This window comes from Neorhizobium sp. USDA 3394, from assembly GCF_056280385.1.
On record NZ_JBWCDU010000001.1, the window covers coordinates 2,600,148 to 2,617,711 of the forward strand.

At 64.6% G+C, this 17,564-nt stretch carries 19 protein-coding genes and 1 pseudogene; 1 reads left to right on the forward strand and 19 read right to left on the reverse strand.

Annotated elements, in window-relative coordinates:
* Positions 1-79: 79 nt before the first annotated feature.
* The 17 genes and pseudogenes from ACZ9EJ_RS12580 to ACZ9EJ_RS12660 form a co-directional block, all read right to left on the reverse strand.
* On the reverse strand, positions 80-550 hold the full coding sequence (locus ACZ9EJ_RS12580; protein WP_046641509.1) for a cytochrome c-type biogenesis protein: 471 nt from the start codon (positions 548-550) through the stop codon (positions 80-82).
* Positions 550-2,538 carry a heme lyase CcmF/NrfE family subunit gene (locus ACZ9EJ_RS12585; protein WP_046641510.1) on the reverse strand — a complete coding sequence of 663 codons (1,989 nt, stop codon included), beginning with the start codon at positions 2,536-2,538 and terminating at the stop codon, positions 550-552. Before ACZ9EJ_RS12585 ends, ACZ9EJ_RS12580 begins: the two co-directional genes overlap by 1 nt.
* Positions 2,535-3,020: a cytochrome c maturation protein CcmE gene (gene ccmE / locus ACZ9EJ_RS12590; RefSeq protein ID WP_046641511.1), complete on the reverse strand. Its 486-nt coding sequence runs from the start codon at positions 3,018-3,020 to the stop codon at positions 2,535-2,537. The genes ACZ9EJ_RS12585 and ccmE overlap by 4 nt, the downstream gene beginning before the upstream one ends.
* On the reverse strand, positions 3,017-4,153 hold the full coding sequence (gene ccmI, locus ACZ9EJ_RS12595) for a c-type cytochrome biogenesis protein CcmI (RefSeq protein ID WP_046629857.1): 1,137 nt from the start codon (positions 4,151-4,153) through the stop codon (positions 3,017-3,019). Before ccmI ends, ccmE begins: the two co-directional genes overlap by 4 nt.
* Positions 4,154-4,301: 148 nt before the next feature.
* Positions 4,302-4,736: a membrane protein gene (locus ACZ9EJ_RS12600; RefSeq protein ID WP_046630061.1), complete on the reverse strand. Its 435-nt coding sequence runs from the start codon at positions 4,734-4,736 to the stop codon at positions 4,302-4,304.
* A 266-nt stretch (positions 4,737-5,002) separates the two neighbouring features.
* Positions 5,003-6,409, reverse strand: coding sequence for an ATP-binding protein (locus ACZ9EJ_RS12605; protein WP_046629856.1), 1,407 nt, complete (start codon positions 6,407-6,409; stop codon positions 5,003-5,005).
* Positions 6,410-6,416: 7 nt separating this feature from the next.
* A complete protein-coding gene (locus ACZ9EJ_RS12610) occupies positions 6,417-7,088 on the reverse strand; it encodes a response regulator transcription factor (RefSeq protein WP_046607674.1) in 672 nt (223 codons plus the stop codon).
* Positions 7,089-7,137: 49 nt separating this feature from the next.
* Positions 7,138-7,404, reverse strand: coding sequence for a hypothetical protein (locus tag ACZ9EJ_RS12615; protein ID WP_046607675.1), 267 nt, complete (start codon positions 7,402-7,404; stop codon positions 7,138-7,140).
* A gap of 117 nt (positions 7,405-7,521) precedes the next feature.
* Positions 7,522-7,734: a hypothetical protein gene (locus ACZ9EJ_RS12620; protein ID WP_046629855.1), complete on the reverse strand. Its 213-nt coding sequence runs from the start codon at positions 7,732-7,734 to the stop codon at positions 7,522-7,524.
* Between the two features lie 20 nt (positions 7,735-7,754).
* Positions 7,755-11,547: pseudogene (locus tag ACZ9EJ_RS12625) on the reverse strand (baseplate multidomain protein megatron).
* A gap of 326 nt (positions 11,548-11,873) precedes the next feature.
* Positions 11,874-12,311, reverse strand: a complete 438-nt coding sequence (locus ACZ9EJ_RS12630) for an NlpC/P60 family protein (protein ID WP_046641512.1) — start codon at positions 12,309-12,311, stop codon at positions 11,874-11,876.
* Entirely contained in the window at positions 12,308-13,183 is an 876-nt protein-coding gene (locus tag ACZ9EJ_RS12635) for a DUF2163 domain-containing protein (RefSeq protein ID WP_046641513.1), read from the reverse strand. Before ACZ9EJ_RS12635 ends, ACZ9EJ_RS12630 begins: the two co-directional genes overlap by 4 nt.
* Positions 13,180-13,818 carry a DUF2460 domain-containing protein gene (locus tag ACZ9EJ_RS12640; RefSeq protein WP_046641514.1) on the reverse strand — a complete coding sequence of 213 codons (639 nt, stop codon included), beginning with the start codon at positions 13,816-13,818 and terminating at the stop codon, positions 13,180-13,182. The genes ACZ9EJ_RS12635 and ACZ9EJ_RS12640 overlap by 4 nt, the downstream gene beginning before the upstream one ends.
* A gap of 21 nt (positions 13,819-13,839) precedes the next feature.
* Positions 13,840-14,370 (reverse strand): phage tail tape measure protein, encoded by a 531-nt coding sequence (locus ACZ9EJ_RS12645; RefSeq protein WP_046641515.1) that lies wholly within the window; start codon positions 14,368-14,370, stop codon positions 13,840-13,842.
* 33 nt (positions 14,371-14,403) lie between these two features.
* Positions 14,404-14,601 carry a rcc01693 family protein gene (locus tag ACZ9EJ_RS12650; RefSeq protein WP_255737246.1) on the reverse strand — a complete coding sequence of 66 codons (198 nt, stop codon included), beginning with the start codon at positions 14,599-14,601 and terminating at the stop codon, positions 14,404-14,406.
* Between the two features lie 65 nt (positions 14,602-14,666).
* On the reverse strand, positions 14,667-15,014 hold the full coding sequence (locus ACZ9EJ_RS12655) for a gene transfer agent family protein (protein ID WP_046641516.1): 348 nt from the start codon (positions 15,012-15,014) through the stop codon (positions 14,667-14,669).
* Positions 15,014-15,421, reverse strand: coding sequence for a phage major tail protein, TP901-1 family (locus tag ACZ9EJ_RS12660; RefSeq protein ID WP_046629847.1), 408 nt, complete (start codon positions 15,419-15,421; stop codon positions 15,014-15,016). The genes ACZ9EJ_RS12655 and ACZ9EJ_RS12660 overlap by 1 nt, the downstream gene beginning before the upstream one ends.
* Positions 15,422-15,525: 104 nt before the next feature.
* Between ACZ9EJ_RS12660 and ACZ9EJ_RS12665 the strand changes: the two genes are divergently transcribed.
* Positions 15,526-16,737, forward strand: a complete 1,212-nt coding sequence (locus tag ACZ9EJ_RS12665) for an MFS transporter (RefSeq protein WP_046641517.1) — start codon at positions 15,526-15,528, stop codon at positions 16,735-16,737.
* Here the strand turns inward: ACZ9EJ_RS12665 and ACZ9EJ_RS12670 are convergent.
* Both ACZ9EJ_RS12670 and ACZ9EJ_RS12675 read right to left on the reverse strand, forming a co-directional pair.
* Positions 16,734-17,234, reverse strand: coding sequence for a GNAT family N-acetyltransferase (locus ACZ9EJ_RS12670; RefSeq protein ID WP_046641518.1), 501 nt, complete (start codon positions 17,232-17,234; stop codon positions 16,734-16,736). The genes ACZ9EJ_RS12665 and ACZ9EJ_RS12670 overlap by 4 nt on opposite strands.
* Before the next feature lie 3 nt (positions 17,235-17,237).
* Positions 17,238-17,513 (reverse strand): type II toxin-antitoxin system TacA family antitoxin, encoded by a 276-nt coding sequence (locus ACZ9EJ_RS12675; protein ID WP_046641534.1) that lies wholly within the window; start codon positions 17,511-17,513, stop codon positions 17,238-17,240.
* Positions 17,514-17,564 lie beyond the last annotated feature (51 nt).

Here is a 17,564-nt window from a genome sequence, read left to right on the forward strand (position 1 = left end):
GGATGAGGAGAGATATAGGCGCTCGCAGGTTAACTGCAGGTGGCGGACGAATGAAATATTGGTAATGTTTGACGAACGGCTATTTTTTCAGAAGTTCTTCGATGCGAGCCTGTTCCTCGGTGGTCAGCGCCGCAACCGCGCGTTGGCTTGGACGGGTGCGGACGAAGACCAGGATGGCGATTGCACCGACCAGCAGTAGCAGAACGGGCGTTGCCCAGAGGATCACCGTCTTAGCACTGAGGCGCGGTTTCAGCAGCACGAATTCGCCGTAGCGCGACACGACGTAGTCGATCACCTGCTCGTCCGTATCGCCGTTCGTCAGCCGCTCGCGCACAAGCACGCGCAGGTCGCGGGCAAGCTCCGCGTTGGAGTCGTCGATCGACTGGTTCTGGCACACCATGCAGCGCAACTGCGCCGAAAGATTTCGGGCGCGCTGTTCGAGCACGGGGTTGGAGAGCACTTCGTCGGGATTGACGGCAAAGGCCGGAAGGGGGGCGAGGAGAGCAAGGATCATTGCAAGAGCGACCCAGAACGTGCGTGAGTTCGCCATCACTCCGCCGCCTCCAGCGTCGCCTTGACCGGCTTCGCCTTCCGGCTCGGCGCGCCCACCCTGAGCCTCCGATCCGACAGCGACACAAACCCGCCGACCATCATAACCAGAGCGCCGCCCCAGATGCAGAGGATGAACGGCTTCCACCAGATACGCACGACCATGCCGCCGCTTTCCATCGCGTCGCCGAGCGACACGTAGAGCTGGCTGAGTCCGAAGGTAAGGATGCCGGCCTCCGTCGTCGGCATGCGCCGCGCCGTATAGAGCCGCTTCGACGACCAGACGTCCGCCACCTGGACCCCGCCGCGGCTAACGGCGAAATGCCCACGCTGTTCGGTATAGTTCGGGCCGACCGCGTCACGCAGGCCGTCATAGGTCAGCGAATAACCGCCGACATCGACGGAAGCGCCCTGCTTCATCTCGACGACAGTCTCGGTGCCGAAGGTCGTCGCTGCAAAAATGCCGAGCACCGTGACGCCGAGGCCGAAATGGGCGATCGCCGTGCCGAACACCGAACGCGGCAGGCCGGCCAGCCGTCTCAGGCCGACCGACAGCCCGACCTTGGCAAAATTGCCGCGGTACCAGAGATCGGCGAATGCGCCGATCATGCCCCAGAAGCCGAGCACCAGGCCGAAGATCGCCAGAACCGGCCCGCCGTTCTGGATATAGAAGAAGATAAGGCCCGCAGCCAATGCCAGGCCGGCGAAGACATAGAGCCGCTGCAGGGCACCCAGGAAATCGCCGCGCTTCCAGGCAAGCACCGGCCCGAACGGCACGGCGACCAGGAGCGGCAGCATCAGCAGGCCGAAGGTCATATTGAAGAACGGCGCGCCGACGGAAATCTTTTCGCCGGTCAGCGTTTCGAGGACGAGCGGATAGAGCGTGCCGGTCAGCACCGTGGCGGTGGCCACCGTCAGGATCAGGTTGTTGAGCACCAACGCGCCCTCGCGCGAGATCGGCGCAAAAATGCCGCCCGCCTTCAACATCGGCGCCCGCCAGGCAAACAACACGAAGGCGCCGCCGATGAAGATACCAAGGATGCAGAGAATGAAGATGCCGCGGGTCGGGTCGGTCGCAAACGAATGCACCGAGGTCAGCACGCCGGAGCGCACCAGGAAGGTGCCGAGCAGCGACAGCGAGAAGGTCATGATCGCAAGAAGCACGGTCCAGATCTTCAGCGCCTCGCGCTTTTCCATGACCAGAGCCGAATGCAGGAGCGCTGTGCCGGCGAGCCAGGGCATGAAGGAGGCGTTCTCGACCGGGTCCCAGAACCACCAGCCGCCCCAGCCGAGTTCGTAATAGGCCCAGTAGGAACCCATGGCGATGCCGGCGGTCAGGAAGGTCCAGGCGGCGAGTGTCCACGGCCGCACCCAGCGGGCCCAGGCGGCATCGATGCGGCCTTCCATCAGCGCCGCGACCGCAAACGAGAAACAGACGGAGAAGCCGACATAACCGAGGTAGAGAAGCGGCGGATGAACCGCCAGGCCGAGATCCTGCAGCACGGGATTGAGATCCTGCCCTTCGGCCGGCGCCGGATCGAGGCGCAGGAACGGATTGGAGGTGAGCAGGATGAAGAACAGGAAGGCGGTCGAGATCCAGGCCTGAACGGCCAGAACATTGGCCCGCAGCGTATCCGGCAGGTTTCGGCCAAAGACGGCCACCAGGGCACTGAAGAAGACCAGGATCAACAGCCAGAGCAGCATCGAACCCTCGTGATTGCCCCAGACGCCGGAATATTTGTAGATCACCGGCATCAGCGAATGGGAATTTTCCCAGACGTTCGCAACCGAGAAATCCGAGACCACATAGGCCCAGGTCAGCACGCCGAAAGAAAAGGCGACGAGCGCAAAGAGCACCAGCGACCCGGTCGGCGCCAGCGCCATCATCGCCCCGTCGCCGCGCCGTGCGCCGACGACCGGCAGGACCGAGACGACCAGCGCGGTTGCGAGCGCCAGAACGAGTGCATAGTGGCCGATCTCGATGATCATCTGGTTGCCGTCCCCTTGGCGCCATTGGGCTGGCTCTGGTTGCCTTGTCCCTCGTTCCAGACGCCCTGCGCCTTCAGCCGGTCTGCGACTTCCCTGGGCATGTAGTTCTCGTCATGTTTGGCGAGCACGCTGTCGGCCACGAAACCGTGCGATGCCGCATCGAACGCGCCTTCGGTCACCACGCCCTGGCCTTCGCGAAACAGGTCCGGCAGGATGCCCGTATAGGTGACCGGCACGCTGCCGGTTCCATCGGTCACGGTAAAACTCACGGTCGAACCCTGGCCACGCTTCACCGAGCCTTCGGCAACCAGCCCACCGAGCCTGATGCGGGTGCCGGGCTTGACATCGGCCTTGGCGAGATCGGCCGGCATGAAAAAATAGGCGACCGACTGGCTGAAGGCGAACATGACGAGCAGCACCGCGACGAGGATGAAGCTCATGCCGCCCGCGATCACCGCCAGCCGTTTCTGTTTGCGCGTCATTGCGCCACTCCTTCGACGGTGATCCCCATCTCGTTGGCGAGCGCCACGAGTTCGCCGGATGACGGGAATTGCTTGAGGCCGCTCTTCAGGGCCTCCTCGGCCCCGGACTTGTCGCCGAGCACGGAATAGGAGCGCACCAGCCTCACCCAGCCTTCGAGATTGTTCGGGTCCTGTTTCAGCCGTTCCGCAAGGCTGTCGACCATGCCGCGGATCATCGCCTGCCGATCGACCTGCGACATGTTTGCTGCGGCGGCCACATCCGCCTGGCTCGGATTGCCTGGCGCCTGCGCCGTATGCTGTCCCGTCGCGATGGTGCCGCCGTTCTTGACGATATGCTGATTGACGAGCTGCATCCACGGCGCATCAGCCGGCGAACCCTTGGCAATCGTCTCGAACTGCGCCCTTGCCTCCGCCGCCCTGCCGGCCTGTTCGAAACCGAGGCCGAGATAGAAACGTGAACGCGGATTGTCAGGATCGAGCTTCACCGCCTGCTCGAAGGCGGAACGCGCGTCCTCGGTGACGATGCCGTCATTCGATGCGACCAGCGTTTCACCGAGCCCGGCCAGCCGGACGGGACTTGGCCCAAGAATGCGGATCGCATTTCGATAGGCCATCTCGGCGTCGCCAAGCCGCATGGACCGGAAATAGATGGGGCCGAGCAGATCCCATCCGGCACCGTCATTGGGATTTTGCGCCAGATGCCGCTCCGCCTTCGCGACCAGCAGCGCGACGTTGTTGCCGGGATTGGCAAGCCGCGCTTCAAGCGGCTGGTCCGGCAGCCCGGGATTGCCGAGCGCCAGGTAAAGACAGAGCCCGACGACGGGCGGAACCAGCGTGACCACAGTGGTCGCGAGCGCATATTTTCGCGCCTTGGGAGCGGCGATCTCCTTGCCCTCCCCGGCGCCGGCCGCGGCCAGCAGCCGGCGGCCGATTTCGGCGCGGGCGTATTCTGCGTCCTCTGCATTGATCAGGCCCTGAGCCCGGTCGCGGTCCAGTTCGGCCAGCTGGTCGCGATAGACGGCGACCTCTCCGGCACGGTCAGCAGATGCTGTCTTGGTGGCTCGGGCGAAAGGCAGGATGAGGATGGCCGCAACGGCCGCCGTCAGAGCTGCGAGGATGATCCATAAAACCATAGTGGCCCAATACTGCAACGGCCCGCGCTTTCCAACAGCGCAGCCGGCGTTGACGCGAATTTGAGGCCTTTGGCCGCAAGTTCAAGCCTGCATATGGGGCCGATCCGATTTGGCGACCATGACCCATGTCAAACAGCCGCAGAGGAAATCAGGTGAGCGGCGTCCAGGTGCCGTTGGAATTGCGGCAGGCGGCGCCCCGCGCCGTCACGTCGCGGCCATTCATGGTGACCGTATGGCGATACTGGCGGCAGTTCTGAGTGCCCACCTGATAGGGGGCGTTGGCGATCACCTGCCCGTTCGCGTCGTCACCCTTCCAGGTGATGGCCTCGCCGCCGGCCGCCCCTTCCAAGGCGCGATATTCCGCCTCGAGGGCGCGGGATCGGTCGCTTGACGAGAGCGTGGCGCCGGTGCGGCCGACGATGCCGCCCTGAAGCGCGGAAATATAGGATGTGGATGGCGAGGGCCGCGGTGTCAGCAGGCCGCGCGTGCCGCCGGTCCCCGCTCCCGAAGACGTGCCGCAGCCCGCCAGCAGGCCGGCAACCACAAGCGATGAAACGGTATTTCGAAGGCTCAATAATCGCATCGTGTCGGAAACCGGTCGCGGCTCGTTTTCTTCGGAAATCTTGCCGAGACTGCTCCGGCCCCGACATGGCATCATTATGGCGTCACTGGGAAAACACACAAATCCGGCGATCTTTCAGTCTCCCAGCATATTAGCAGACATATAGAAATGTCTCTTCCGACAAAGATATAGCAGGCGATCCATCCGTCCATAAGCAAGAGCAGGGAATAGGCTGATGTTGCCCTTACGCCACAGTTAAGCAGGACCGTGTTGTCAATATCGGACGATCACGGGGCTTCCTTGGCGATGCCCGGAAGCAGAAGTTGCGCCCTCAGGCCGCCCCGCGCCCCGCGCGTCAACTCGACCGAACCTTGATACTCGCCGGTGATCTCGCGCACGATCGACAGTCCGAGGCCGGCGCCCGGCTTGCTCTCGTCGAGGCGCCTGCCGCGTTTCATCGCCTCGCGGATCTGATCCGGCTCCAGCCCCGGACCGTCGTCCTCGACGGCGACCTCGACCCAGGAGCGCCGCACGGTTTCGCCTTCGCCGGATTGAGGGCCTGATGTCGGCGTAGCGGTGATCCATACGCCGGTCTCGCAGAAGCGCGCGGCATTCTCGAGCAGGTTGCCGATGGTTTCCTCGACGTCCTGCTGTTCCATGGCAAGCGCCACGCCCGGCGGAAAGACCGACAGGTGGAATTCCTTTTCCGGATTGAGCCGCCGCATCACCCTGACCAGGCGTTCCAGCACCGGCTCGAGCTCGGTCCGGGCAAGCAGCGATTCGCGCTGGGCGGCGATGCGCGCGCGGTTCAGGTAGGATTGCACTTGCGCCTGCATTCCCTCCGCCTGCGACCGCACCATGTCCGACTGCACCTTTTCGACGGCACGCGATTCGTTGAGCAGGACCGCGATCGGCGTCTTCAGCGAATGGGCTAGATTGCCGACCTGCATGCGTGCGCGTTCGACGATGCGGCGGTTGCTTTCGATCAGCGCGTTGATATCGCTGGCAAGCGGCATGATTTCGCGCGGAAACTCGCCTTCCAGCCGCTCCGCCTCGCCGCGCCGCACCCTTTCGAGCGAGCGCCGTGCGCCATCAAGCGGCTGCAGCCCGTAAAGGATCGCCAGGCCGTTGACGACCAGGCTGCCGAAACCGAAGACGGCAAGGGCTATATAGAGACTGCGGGTAAAGGCCTGGATATCCTCCTCGACAACCGCGAGATTGCCCGACACGCGGAAACGCGCGGCGCGACCTTCGCCGTCGAGCACGACCTCGGTCTCGGCGACCAGGACATGGTTCTTGTAGGCGTCGATCGCGGGGTAGAAGCGCTCGTAGCGATTGTTGAAAGGTACCGCCAGGATCGACGGAACGCTGATGTTCGAGGTACCGAGCGAGGAAGATGACAGCGGCGTCGCCGCAAAGGTGCCGAGCGGCTCGATGATCCAGTACCAGCCGGTCTCGGGCTGCGAGAAGCGCAGGTCGCCGAGCTGAGGGCTGCCGGCGAGCTTGTTGTCGTCACCGATCGTGATCGAGTTGATGACGTTGTAAAGCTGGGCGCGGAGGAGATCGGTGAAGGCACGTTCGGCCGATTGCCGGTAGAGCTGCGAGATGACTATCGAAATGACGACCAGAGCCAGTGCTGACCACAACGTGGCCAGAAGCAGCACGCGGGCAGTCAGCGATCTTGGTCCGATCATCCGGAATTTAGGGCGCATCGTTTGGCGCTTGCATCCTGTAGCCGAGTCCGCGGACCGTCTCGATGAGGTCGACACCGAGCTTCTTGCGAAGCCGGCCCACGAAAACTTCGATCGTATTGGAATCGCGGTCGAAATCCTGGTCATACATGTGCTCCACAAGTTCGGTGCGGGAAACGACCTGCCCCATGTGATGCATCAGGTAGGACAGCAGCCTGAATTCGTGCGAGGTGAGCTTCAGGGCGACGCCTTCGACGCTTGCCTTGGAAGCCTTGGTATCGAGCCGCACGGGCCCGCAGACGATTTCGGAGGATGAATGCCCCGCCGCCCGGCGGATCAGCGCCCGAACGCGGGCCAGCACTTCCTCCACATGGAAGGGTTTTGCGACATAGTCGTCGGCACCGGCGTCGATGCCCGCCACCTTGTCGCTCCAGCGGTCGCGGGCGGTCAGCATCAGAACCGGCATGCCCTTGCCTCCGGCACGCCATTTCTCGACGACGGTGATGCCATCCATCACCGGCAGGCCGATATCGAGGATCACCGCGTCATAAGGCTCGGTTTCGCCCAGATAATGGCCTTCCTCGCCATCGAAGGCCTGGTCGACCACATAACCCGACTCCTTCAGGGCCTCGGAAAGCTGCCGGTTGAGATTGACATCGTCTTCGACCACCAGAATGCGCATTCACCGCCCCTCGAATGATGCCCGGCGGCTGATCCCCGCCGGAGCCGCCTTACATCGGAACCCTGACGGTTACCTTGCGCGGTCTTTGATTGCCATCGCCTTGGACGAGCACCGTCACGACACAGGTCTGGCCATCGGAGGAGGGCTGAGCGGAAAGAAGCTGGCCGCCGGTTTCCCGAACCACGCGAGACGCCGCCGAGCCGCAATCGCCTGCGACGAGGACGAGATAATCACGCGCACCGACCTTTTCCGGCAAAAAGCCGGCGAAACCGGCAAGGCCGGCGGTCAGTATCGCGATGATTGGCAGTCGCGCCATGGTTACAATTTCCACTCACAAGACAAACAGGATTCATGTCCAAAGCATGTGATGGATTATGTAGCCAAAGGCGGCTGAATGGCAAATGAATGGTCCGTAATGCTTTCCTTCATGCGGCTATTTTCCCCTGATTCCGGTCTGGGCCGCGATACGACCGTAGATCGCGAAAAACCCACCGGCAGCCCCCGCCAGCGTCACCGCAAGCTCTGCGAGGTCCGCCTGGACATCTGCTCCGAGCTGAATTCCAGTGACTTGCAGAAGCGAGGCGACGACCGCAATCAACCCGCCCCAGACCGTCTTCGACTGATACCACGCCTTCATGCCATCCATTTGTCATCTCCTTGTTCAAGCTAGAATACAACGACCGCCTCGGCCGGGACCCCGAGCGGAACCGCCCGTCCCATCTGCCGGACCCGCAAAGAAAGGCTCGATCGGATACCGCCGAAATCGGCAATCTCGTCGGCCGCCGGATAGGTGAAAGCGGGCTCTGTTACCTCGACCGAGCGCCTGACAATGGTTCAGTCCAGCAACTCGAGCCGGTAGCGTTCCTCAGGCTCGTCCAGCGGGATCTCGATCCCGTCCCAATTGTCCGCCTCGACCCTGCCGCGCCTCACCCAGGTGAGCCGGGCATCGCCGCCGACCTGCCGCTCGCCCCGGAAATGCACCGGCGAGAGCGGCGTCTCGGCGCGCAGGCCTCCCGCAAATCCATGCGGGCCGGAACGTCCTCCCGCCTGCCCCAGGCTCTCCGCCAGCCAGTTCATGGCCAGGCCGCGCTCCTCCGCCGACAGTCCCAGCGGCACAACGGCCTCGTCGAGCACGACGACGGCTGCCCCGGCCGCGGCGCCCGCCAGCATGGCATCCTCGGTCCCCGCCAGGCCGCGCAACAGGTTCGACAGCGCCCAGCGATTCGGGCTGACCTCTTCCGCTGAAGCAAAGCCGACCACTTCCCAGGCGCCGTTCCGTGCCTTCACCGCAATACGGTTTTCGCCATTCAGTACCGCCTGCTCGTCAACCGACGACAAGCCGCCGAAAAACAGCTCGATCTCCGTGGCCGGACCGCGATCGAAGCGCCCGATCACACCGCCCGAAAGGGGCGCCGCCAGGATGCCGAGCCTTGCCGGCCGGTCGAGCAGTGAACGCGTGCGATACCCTTCCGTCGTCACGGAAGAGGATAACGTGATCCGCCGCCACGGCCGGCATAAGCCCGCAACGCGGGCGAAACCCGCTGCCTCGCCCGGCTTAAACCGCGGCAGATCGAGAAAGTGCAGTACAGGCGCAAATGCGTCGGACACGGCGCTGCCGCCATTCCTGCGGCCCTCGCCGGCAGCATAGTTCAACGGCGCGAGCGGCGCGTGGTGACGCGCCTCGATCCGCCGCGCCGCGCCCTCTTCGATCCGCTCGACAATGAACGTCCCCTCCGGGCCAACGGCATCCGGCAGGGCCAGCCGCACCGCATCGCCGGGCTCGACGGTAATATCCGCCGGCGAAAGCGCGAAACTCAACGACCGCCTCGCAACCCTGTGGGTGCGCAGCAGCGTCTCGACTGCACCGAGCGACGTCTCCTCCGGCAGCACGGCAGGCAGGTCGTAGCTCAGGATGCGCTGGCTTTCCGCCCGCGCCCGCCGCGGCTGCACGCCCGCCTGTTCGTAGTCCAGGCTCGGATTGTAGGAGGTCAGCACCGCCTCCGCCGCAAAATCGCTGTCATGCCCCCGGTTTTCCGACCACAGCGGCTCATCCTCGATATCGGCAATGACGGCGATCTCCTTCGCCGCCAGGCTCGCCGTCAACCGCGAGCGAAAGCGCAGCCTGCCGCCGTCTTCGGCGACATCTACCAGAAAGACCTCGAGCAACGGCTCCAGAAGCGCTCGCGCGGAGGTCACCTCTCCCTGCACGTAGCCGGTCAGGTCGCCGCTCACTTCCGAAACGTCGAAATCTTCAAAACCATGCTCGGTCAGGATCGCGGCGATGGCATCGGCAAGCGTCGTTCCTCCCAGCCGGCCATTGAGCCAATGGCCCGTGCGCCAGTTGCCGCCATCGCTCCAGGCGGAAAGATCGCCGGGAAAAGCCGGAACAGGCCGTGCATCCCAGGTCCAGACGAAGACGTGGTCCGGATCGACCATTCCCCGCCGGCGGCGCGTCGCCCTGCCACCAGCCATGATGCGCTTCCAGGAACCGTCGCTGCATGCTGTCCGACCGACCGCCGCTCGAGAAATAGGGCAGCGCGCTTTCCGCCGATTTCGGGTCGGTAAAGACGTTCGGCTGATTGGCGCCCTTGTCGACCGCCGGGCACCCGAGTTCGGTGAACCAGATCGGCTTCATGCCGGGGATCCAGGCCGTGGGCATTGTATTCTCGGCACCGTCCACACGGTCGTGATGCGGGTTCGACCACCAGCCCAGCAGGTCCTTGTAACGATAGACCCAAGGTTTCCCCGCCAGCCCATCGCTGATCGGCGATCGCAGCCGGTTCCGCCGGTCCGCGTTGCTCGCATAATACCAGTCGAAACCCTCGCCGGCGGCGATCTGCGCCGCCATCGCCTGGCGGTCATCTGCGAGACGAAAACCATCCGGATTGTCCGCCGAAAGATCCTCGTCGCGCCAATCCCCGAGCGGCATGTAGTTGTCGATGCCGACCGCGTCGATGTTCGCCGAGGCCCAGAGCGGATCGAGATGGAAATGCACCTCGCCCGACCCATCCTGCGGATGGTAGCCGAAATACTCGCTCCAGTCGGCGCCATAGGTCAGCTTCGTCTGCGGCCCGACGATCGCCCGGACATTCGCCGCCAGCCGAACCAGTTCCTGCACGAAAGGGAAGGTCCCCGCCTCGTCGCGCAATTGCGTCAGCCCGCGCAGCTCCGAGCCGAGAATGAAGCCATCGACACCGCCCGTGGCTGCCGCAAGGCCGGCATAATGCAGAACCATGCGCCGATACCCCTCGGAACCAGCGCTGAAAGCCTCCACCTGCGCCCGCACATCCGCAGTCCTATCCGCCGACAGCGGAAAACAGGTGATCCGCCCACGCCAGGGAAAGGCCGCCTGCTCCATTCCGCCATAGGGATCCGGCCGGCCGTTGCCGGGCGGAATATCCATCATCACGAACGGATAGAGATAGACCTTCAGCCCACGCGCCTTGAGATCCGCAATCGCCTGCGCCACGCTCGCATCGCTCGGCGTGCCGCCGAAGGCCGGTCCGCCGGCCTGGCTCACCAGATGCGCGCCGCCGCGCGACATCCCCGCCACTGACCACTCCGAGCTCTCCTCCCACCGCTCGGGCACCTCGACGCCCGGCACGACCCGGCAATGCCCTGCCCTGAGGTCAGTCCCGAACCAGGAGACCACCAGCGCCACCCGTTCGAGGTTCGGGCAGAGCGCCTGCAACTCGTCGAGCGACGCCTGCCAGTCGATTCCGGATGCCAGCGTGTGGCGATTGAGAATACGCGCGCTGCCCTCGCCGGTCTTCTCCGTCACCGGCACGGTCGCGTAACCATGTTCGGTCGCGCCCGGAATGATCGTCACGGCACGGATCTGCTCTTCGAGCCTGCCGACCGGCCGGAGCACCTCGAACTGCAGGAGCGGGATGCGGTTGCCGAAACTGTCGAGCGGCAGCCGTTCGAACACGACATAGGCCAGCCCGCGATAGGCCGGCGCGTTGCCCTCGCCCTGCTTCGCCTCGATCAGCGGATCGGGCAATTGCTCCCCGTCGCCACGATAGACCCGCATCTCGATCGCCGTCACATCGAGTTCTCGTCCATCGGCCCAGACCCGCCGCACGCCCGCGATCGGCCCCTCGCAGAGCCCGACCGCCAGGTTGGCGAAATAGCGGAACGTCTCCACCCGCGGCCCGCTCGTTGCCTTGCCGCCGGAGCGCTCGCGCGTCACCTCTTCCTCGAAACGCGTCGCCCAGATCAGCGTGCCGCCGATCCGCGCCGTCCCATAGATGCGGTTGATCGCCGTACCCTCGTCCGCACCCGGGATGCGTGCAGTCGCAAGCCGAGGCCCGGAGATCGTCGTGCCGCTGCCGCCGATCAGCGCCCGGTCGACCATGCTGCCGGCCAACGCACCCGCCGCCCGCCCGATGATGGCGCCGACCGGACCGAACACACTGCCGAGCGCCGCCCCCGCCGCCTGGAAAAGGATAGTGGCCATGGAAATACCTCGCCGCCGCCCAGCGTCGCCACTGGATGCTCGCTCAGATTGTGATAGCGTCCAGAAAATTCGGGAGCAGAAGCAGCACGCGCCGCGCCAGCCGGCGTATCGGCGAGGATAGGCCGCGCCGACCCAGGCAAAGGCCTTGCTCTCGAAAGTGGAGGTAATGTGATGAGGCTCAGGCCGATTGGCATTACGCTTATCTTTAAGGTGACCCGGACGGGCTGGTCTTTCTCCGTCCGGATCAATTTCAACAGATAAGCAAACGGTGGGCGGAGCAGCAACTCCGCTCACCACTCCAGAAGATATCCCAAGCCAGGATTTTTTCAAGTTCGGGTTGGAAACCGATACACGCCCGCAACCCGCCGCCGCCACGATGGCACCAGCGCCGAACGCGTCACGGCCGATTGCTCATAGGCATGGATGAAATGCTGCGGCCCGGCCAACACCCCGGCATGTTTCGCCGCACACTCCGGCCGCCATCGAAATAGCAGGATGTCGCCCGGCTCCGCCTCACTCATCTGCATCGCCGGCCCGAAGAGCCGCAAGGCCGCGTCCATCAGCCGGTCCTCACCGCTCCGCTCCGCCCAGTCGGGCGCATAGGCCGGCGCCGCCTCCGGCTCCTCGCCATAAAGCTCGCGCCAGATCCCGCGGATGAGCCCGATGCAATCACAACCGACGCCCTTCAGCGCGCCCTGGTGCCGGTAGGGCGTGCCGATCCATCCCTCGGCCAGCGCCACGACCCGCTCGCCCTGCCCGCTCATTGGAAGATCGGGCCTCCGTCATGGACCCGCTCCCCGTCGGCATAGGAATAGGCGAAATCCGCGCCCGGCACATGCGGAAAGCCGCGGAAATTCAGATGGTTGGCAAAGCGCGCCCTGCAGGTCGCAAACGACTTGTCGCAGCCCGCGGTCACCGTGAATGTGTGGCCCGCCACGACCGACACTTCCAGTGGCAGCCAGAAAGTCAGCTCGACCGAACCATCCGCCTGCTTTTCGTGGGCCTCGACATCCACCGTCACGCCGCCGGAAAACGTCAGCACACCCTGCCGGAAGAAACCGCCCTCGAAACCGCCGAGCCCCGAAACGACGATCCGGCTCGTATCTCGCACCGCGATCACCGCCCCCTCACCCCGCCACAGATCGAGGTCTACGCCACAGCGTGCATCCCCGAGGCTCGCGTCACAGCGTCGGTTGTAGACGCGCCCCTGCGGCTGGCTCAGCCGATGCGCCAGACTGCGCAACTCCGCCCGAAACTGCCCGCCGGCACGGGAAACCTCGCCGATCTCCCGCACGTTCAGGATAACATGCTGATCCGCCGCCGCCCAGTTGACGAGAAACAGCTCCACCCGCGCACCGTCATACCTGCCGGTCGCCAAATCCTGCTCGCGGATCGCCGCATTCGAAAACCCACCGGCCACCTCGTCGGCACCCGCCGAAAGCCCCGTTGCCGCTTCTGCCTCGCTTGCCGAAAACCCGCTCGCCGCCAGGAAGGTCGTGTCGCCGAATGTCAGGTCATGATCGTGCTCGGTAAAACCCAGCACAGTGCCGTCACGCCGCGTCACCCTCCATGCATGGCAGGTGGTCGTCGTCTCCCGCGCCAGATGTTCGGCCAGATCGGCCGGTACAGTTCTCATGCCAAAACCTCCGTCAGCGGAATGGTCGGAATATGCCCCGCATCGAAATGCGCGAGGTTGACATCGATCCGGTCGGTGTCGAACCGCACCGGCACGTCGAATTCGTAACCCGCCCGCACCGCCGCCCCGACCGACGGAACATGGCCGGCGGCAAAGGTGACGATCCCCGTCGTCACATCGACGGACCAGGCCTCCGCCGGTTCTGCGACGCCGTTCACCGACACCACGACTGTTCCGGCAACCGGTTTGGCGATCCGCCTCTTCCAGCTCCCGCCGCCATCCGCATAGGTTTTGACGAGCTGGAATGCCACGGTCTCCCCGTCGCCCGTGCCGATCACCTGATCGGTTGCCGACGCAACCTCGCCCGGTGCGCAGGATTTCCAGTCGACCGGATCGCGGAACCGGAATCCGTAAAGCTGCCCGCCCCGCGCCTCGAAAAATTCCAGCACCGCATAAAGATCGGCGAGCGATTTCACCCCCGAACCGGCATCATAGCTGCGCCTTGAATCCCGCCAGCGCTGGTTGCGCTTTTCGCGCCCGTTGGAAAGGTTGACGATATCGGTGCGCCGCACCGGACCGCCGGTTGCTCCGAGCGCCAGGCGCAACGGGAACCGAACCTCGTGAAAACCGCTCATCTTTTCCTCACAAAATTATCGTCACAAGCCACGCCGGCCGCGCGAAACACTGCGCGCCAGCATGGCGGAAATCTGCCCTTCGCTTTTCCGGAAGCTCGCCGCGTCGCCCGCCGTCACGTTGAAGACGATCTGCGGGCCGCCGCTGCCGGCCGCCGCTACGCCGAGCACCCCGTCCGGCCCGCGTCTCAGCGGCAGGATCGCTTCCGCCCCCGCCTCGCCCATCAGGCCCATGTCGCCGCCCATCGGGAAGAAGCTCGGGGAGCGCACGACACCACCGTCGGCAAACGGCGTCACCGACCCGACAAGCCCGCCGATCGCCTTGCCCAGCATGTTTTCGAGCGGCCTGAGGCCAGCGGAAAGCGCGATGTCCGAAAGCCGGTTGCCGAGCCCCTTGAGTACGTCCTCAAGCCCGCGTCCGCCTGTCGTCGCGGACCTGAGCGCCCCGGTCAGCGCCGCGCCGAAGCGCTGCGAACGCACTTCGAGATCCGCCATCACGCCGGTCAGCGCCTCCGCGCCGGACAGGGTGCCTGCCAAACTATTATCGTCTTCCATGGTGCACTCCCGTTTCGTCGCCGCGGCCCTAACTCACCTATCCGGAAACGCCCGCATCAGCGCGTCCAGCTCCGCCCTCTCCATGCCCGCGCCACGTCCCTTCAGCCCACCGGCCATCGCGGAAAACTCGACCGGCGTCAGCGCCCAGAAATCCTTCGGCGGAAGCCGCAGCAGGCAAAGACCGGCATGCATCACCGCATCCCAAGGAAACGGTCGCCTCGGCTCTTCGATCGCGGTTGCGGCAGAGAACCCGTTCGAAGTTCCCCCTGCGACTGCTCCGATGCCCGCTGCGGCACTCAAGGGTTTGCCGCGGCCTCTCCGCCCGGCGCTCCAAACGTCGCCGCCAGCAGATCGCCGACAATCCGCGCGTAGCCTAAAATTCCGCCCTCGACGCTCATCGCCGCCACCTCGTCGTCGGAATAGAGATTGCCGCCACCCCTCAGGCCGGCACCGATCAGCCGGATCATGTCCGCCGCCTTCAGCCGTCCGGAGGAAAACCGGTCCGCCAGCCCATTGAGGTCGCCGACGGAGAACGCAGTTTCCAGCTCCGCCAATGCGCCCAGCGTCAGGCAGAGAAGGCGGCGCTCGCCGTCGATCACCGCCTCCACCTCGCCGCGCCTGCGGTTTGCCCGTGCGCCCTGCATCAGAGCGCTCCGAAGGTCAGGCTGCCCGCCGATTCCAGCGCTAGCTCGAAGCGGATCTCGCCATTGTGCTCTCCGGAATATTCGAGCGCCGTCACCTGGAACGGTCCGGTCACCGAGCCGAAGGCGGGGATCAGGATCTGCCAGACAAGAATGCTGCCGGCAAAGAACGCCGCCCGCACCAGCGCATCGCTTTCCTGGTCCTTGAAAATGCCGCCGCCGGTCAGAGAAGCGCGCTGCACGCCAGCGCCGCCCAAAAGCTCGCGCCAGCGCCCGGCGCTCTCGGCATCGGTGATATCGACGGTCTCGGCATTGAAGGCGAGCCGCTTCGAGCGCAGCCCCGCCACCGTCAGGAACGCGCCGTCATTGTCGATCTTCAAGAGCAGGTCCTTGCCCTTCTGCGCCACCATCTGGAAGTCCTTTCCTGTGTTGTCGGATTGTCGCTTCCGTACCTCCGGAAGCGGTGCTAGAGCGTCGGGCGCTCACATCCGTTTCGCGAATGCTTCCCGCCGCAATGCCCAAAATTCTCCCGCTGCGCTCGGTGCAGACGATCGCCGTGCTCGCCGTTACCCAGATCATCTCCTGGGGCACGACCTTCGACATGCTCGGGGTGATGGGCCGCATCGTCGCGCCGGAACTGAACCTTCCGAACGAAGTCGTGTTCTTCGGCCTGTCGATCATGATGCTGGTCAGCGCGCTGGCCGGTCCCGCGACCGGCCGGCTGCTCGGCCGCCATGGTGCCGCAAAAGTCATGGCAAGCGCCTCCGTCCTCTTCGCGATCGGCCTGCTGCTGCTCGCGAGCGCCCACGAGGTCCTCGTCTATGGGCTTGCCTGGATCGTCATCGGCATCGGCGGCGCGCTCGGCCTGTCGGCACCGGCCTATACCGCGGTCGTCGAACGGGAGGGCCTGGATGGCAAGCGCATCATCGCCATCCTCATGCTGTTCACCGGGCTTTCGGCGACCATTTTCTGGCCGGTTCTGGCCTTGATGAACGATCTCGTCGGCTGGCGGATGACGTTTGTGCTCTCCGCCGCGCTGCAGATCTTCGTCTGCCTGCCGCTCTATCTGTTCGGCCTGCCGAAACCGATCGACCGGAGCGAGCAAGCTCAGGCCACGGATACGGTCCCTGTCGATTTCACGCCGCCGGAACGCCGCCGCGCCTTCTTCCTGGTGGCTGCCGCCACCGCGATCAGCTCGTTCATCAGCTTCGGCCTGTCGCCTTCGTTGCTGGCTCTCCTGCAACAGGCCGGCGCCTCGCCGGCGCTTGCGCTGCAGCTGGGCTCGGCGCGCGGCGCGATCGGCGTCTCCGCCCGCTTCGTCGACATGGCTCTCGGCAGACGCGGCAATGCGCTTCTCACGTCGCTCGTCGGCACCGCCCTGGTTCTCTTCAGCTTCCTGCTCGCTGCGACCGTCACGTCCTCTGCCCCGGTCCTGGTGGTGTTCATGGTGCTCTATGGCTTCGGTACCGGCGTGCTCGCGGTCGCCCGCGCGCTGCTGCCGCTGTCGCTCTTCTCGCCGCGTGAATTCGGCCTGCAATCCGCCCGCCTGTCGCTGCCGCAGAACCTCGCCAATGCCGCTGCCCCGGTCATCTTCACCGCCCTCCTCGACCGCGCCGGCGCCACCGCCGCCCTGGTCACGGGAGCCGTGCTGTCAGCCATCTCGCTGGTCTTGGTGCTGCTGCTGGTGGGGCTGGTGAGGAAGGCGAATGCGCGGACGGCCGCTTAATTGCCAACTGACGCGGCGATATCCTTGACCGGCAGCAGCAAGGTTCGGTCCAGTCCCTTGGCCTGTCGGAAACCGTATCTGAGGTAAAACCCTGTTGCCTCGTCGTCGAGTGCATGAACCATGACGGCCCGAAAGGCGACCACTTCCGAGGTTGCAACCACGGCCAATAGGGCATTCTTCAGAAGTTCGCCGCCAAGCCCCTGTCCATGGTGCCTCCGGTCCACCGCAAGCCGAGCCAGCAATGCCACCGGAATCTCGCCGGGTGCCTGGTGGCCCTTGACCTGTCGAGGCACGTGTTCGCGAGAAATCATGCCGGCGCAAAGCGAATGGTAACCGACGACGCGAAAATCGGCATCGGCAATCACGAAGGTCCGTGTGTAACCCTGCGCTTGATTGTGAAGCGCCATTTCCTTCAGGAACGTATCAAGCACGGACTTGCCGCTGTCGAAGTCTTCCAGATTGTGGCGCTCGCTCAGCGGAGCCGGTTTGCGATACATGGCTCAGTCGAGCCATTGCCGGTTCGACTTGAGTAAGGCCGAAAGCTTCTCGTTCGCGCGGGCGGGTTCCGCGAGCAGATCCTCGACAGCATCGAAGACGCTGGCATCGACGCCGATGAACCGTTGGTCCAAAAGCTCTTTCTGGGCTGAGGCCAAGGCCGCTTCGGTCATGAACGCCGTCAGCGACTTGCCGGAGATCTCAGCCGCCCGGGCGATGACCTCGCGTGTCGATGCATCTATCCGCAGATTGATCGTTTCGTTTTTTCGAAGTGCTACCATAACCCCAGGATCCACAATGTACATTCATTGTATATACATTCTCCTCGCGTT

Coding starts and splice junctions, on each gene's coding strand:
- ACZ9EJ_RS12660 (WP_046629847.1), bottom strand. CDS start 15,421: ATGGTGGCGCAGAAGGGCAAGGACCTGCTCTTGAAGATCGACAATGAC.
- ACZ9EJ_RS12600 (WP_046630061.1), bottom strand. CDS start 4,736: ATGCGATTATTGAGCCTTCGAAATACCGTTTCATCGCTTGTGGTTGCC.
- ACZ9EJ_RS12585 (WP_046641510.1), bottom strand. CDS start 2,538: ATGATCATCGAGATCGGCCACTATGCACTCGTTCTGGCGCTCGCAACC.
- ACZ9EJ_RS12620 (WP_046629855.1), bottom strand. CDS start 7,734: ATGGATGGCATGAAGGCGTGGTATCAGTCGAAGACGGTCTGGGGCGGG.
- ccmI (WP_046629857.1), bottom strand. CDS start 4,153: ATGGTTTTATGGATCATCCTCGCAGCTCTGACGGCGGCCGTTGCGGCC.
- ACZ9EJ_RS12675 (WP_046641534.1), bottom strand. CDS start 17,513: ATGGTAGCACTTCGAAAAAACGAAACGATCAATCTGCGGATAGATGCA.
- ACZ9EJ_RS12670 (WP_046641518.1), bottom strand. CDS start 17,234: ATGTATCGCAAACCGGCTCCGCTGAGCGAGCGCCACAATCTGGAAGAC.
- ACZ9EJ_RS12665 (WP_046641517.1), top strand. CDS start 15,526: ATGCCCAAAATTCTCCCGCTGCGCTCGGTGCAGACGATCGCCGTGCTC.
- ACZ9EJ_RS12655 (WP_046641516.1), bottom strand. CDS start 15,014: ATGCAGGGCGCACGGGCAAACCGCAGGCGCGGCGAGGTGGAGGCGGTG.
- ACZ9EJ_RS12610 (WP_046607674.1), bottom strand. CDS start 7,088: ATGCGCATTCTGGTGGTCGAAGACGATGTCAATCTCAACCGGCAGCTT.
- ACZ9EJ_RS12615 (WP_046607675.1), bottom strand. CDS start 7,404: ATGGCGCGACTGCCAATCATCGCGATACTGACCGCCGGCCTTGCCGGT.
- ACZ9EJ_RS12645 (WP_046641515.1), bottom strand. CDS start 14,370: ATGGAAGACGATAATAGTTTGGCAGGCACCCTGTCCGGCGCGGAGGCG.
- ACZ9EJ_RS12580 (WP_046641509.1), bottom strand. CDS start 550: ATGGCGAACTCACGCACGTTCTGGGTCGCTCTTGCAATGATCCTTGCT.
- ACZ9EJ_RS12635 (WP_046641513.1), bottom strand. CDS start 13,183: ATGAGAACTGTACCGGCCGATCTGGCCGAACATCTGGCGCGGGAGACG.
- ACZ9EJ_RS12640 (WP_046641514.1), bottom strand. CDS start 13,818: ATGAGCGGTTTTCACGAGGTTCGGTTCCCGTTGCGCCTGGCGCTCGGA.
- ACZ9EJ_RS12605 (WP_046629856.1), bottom strand. CDS start 6,409: ATGATCGGACCAAGATCGCTGACTGCCCGCGTGCTGCTTCTGGCCACG.
- ACZ9EJ_RS12630 (WP_046641512.1), bottom strand. CDS start 12,311: ATGAGCGGGCAGGGCGAGCGGGTCGTGGCGCTGGCCGAGGGATGGATC.
- ccmE (WP_046641511.1), bottom strand. CDS start 3,020: ATGACGCGCAAACAGAAACGGCTGGCGGTGATCGCGGGCGGCATGAGC.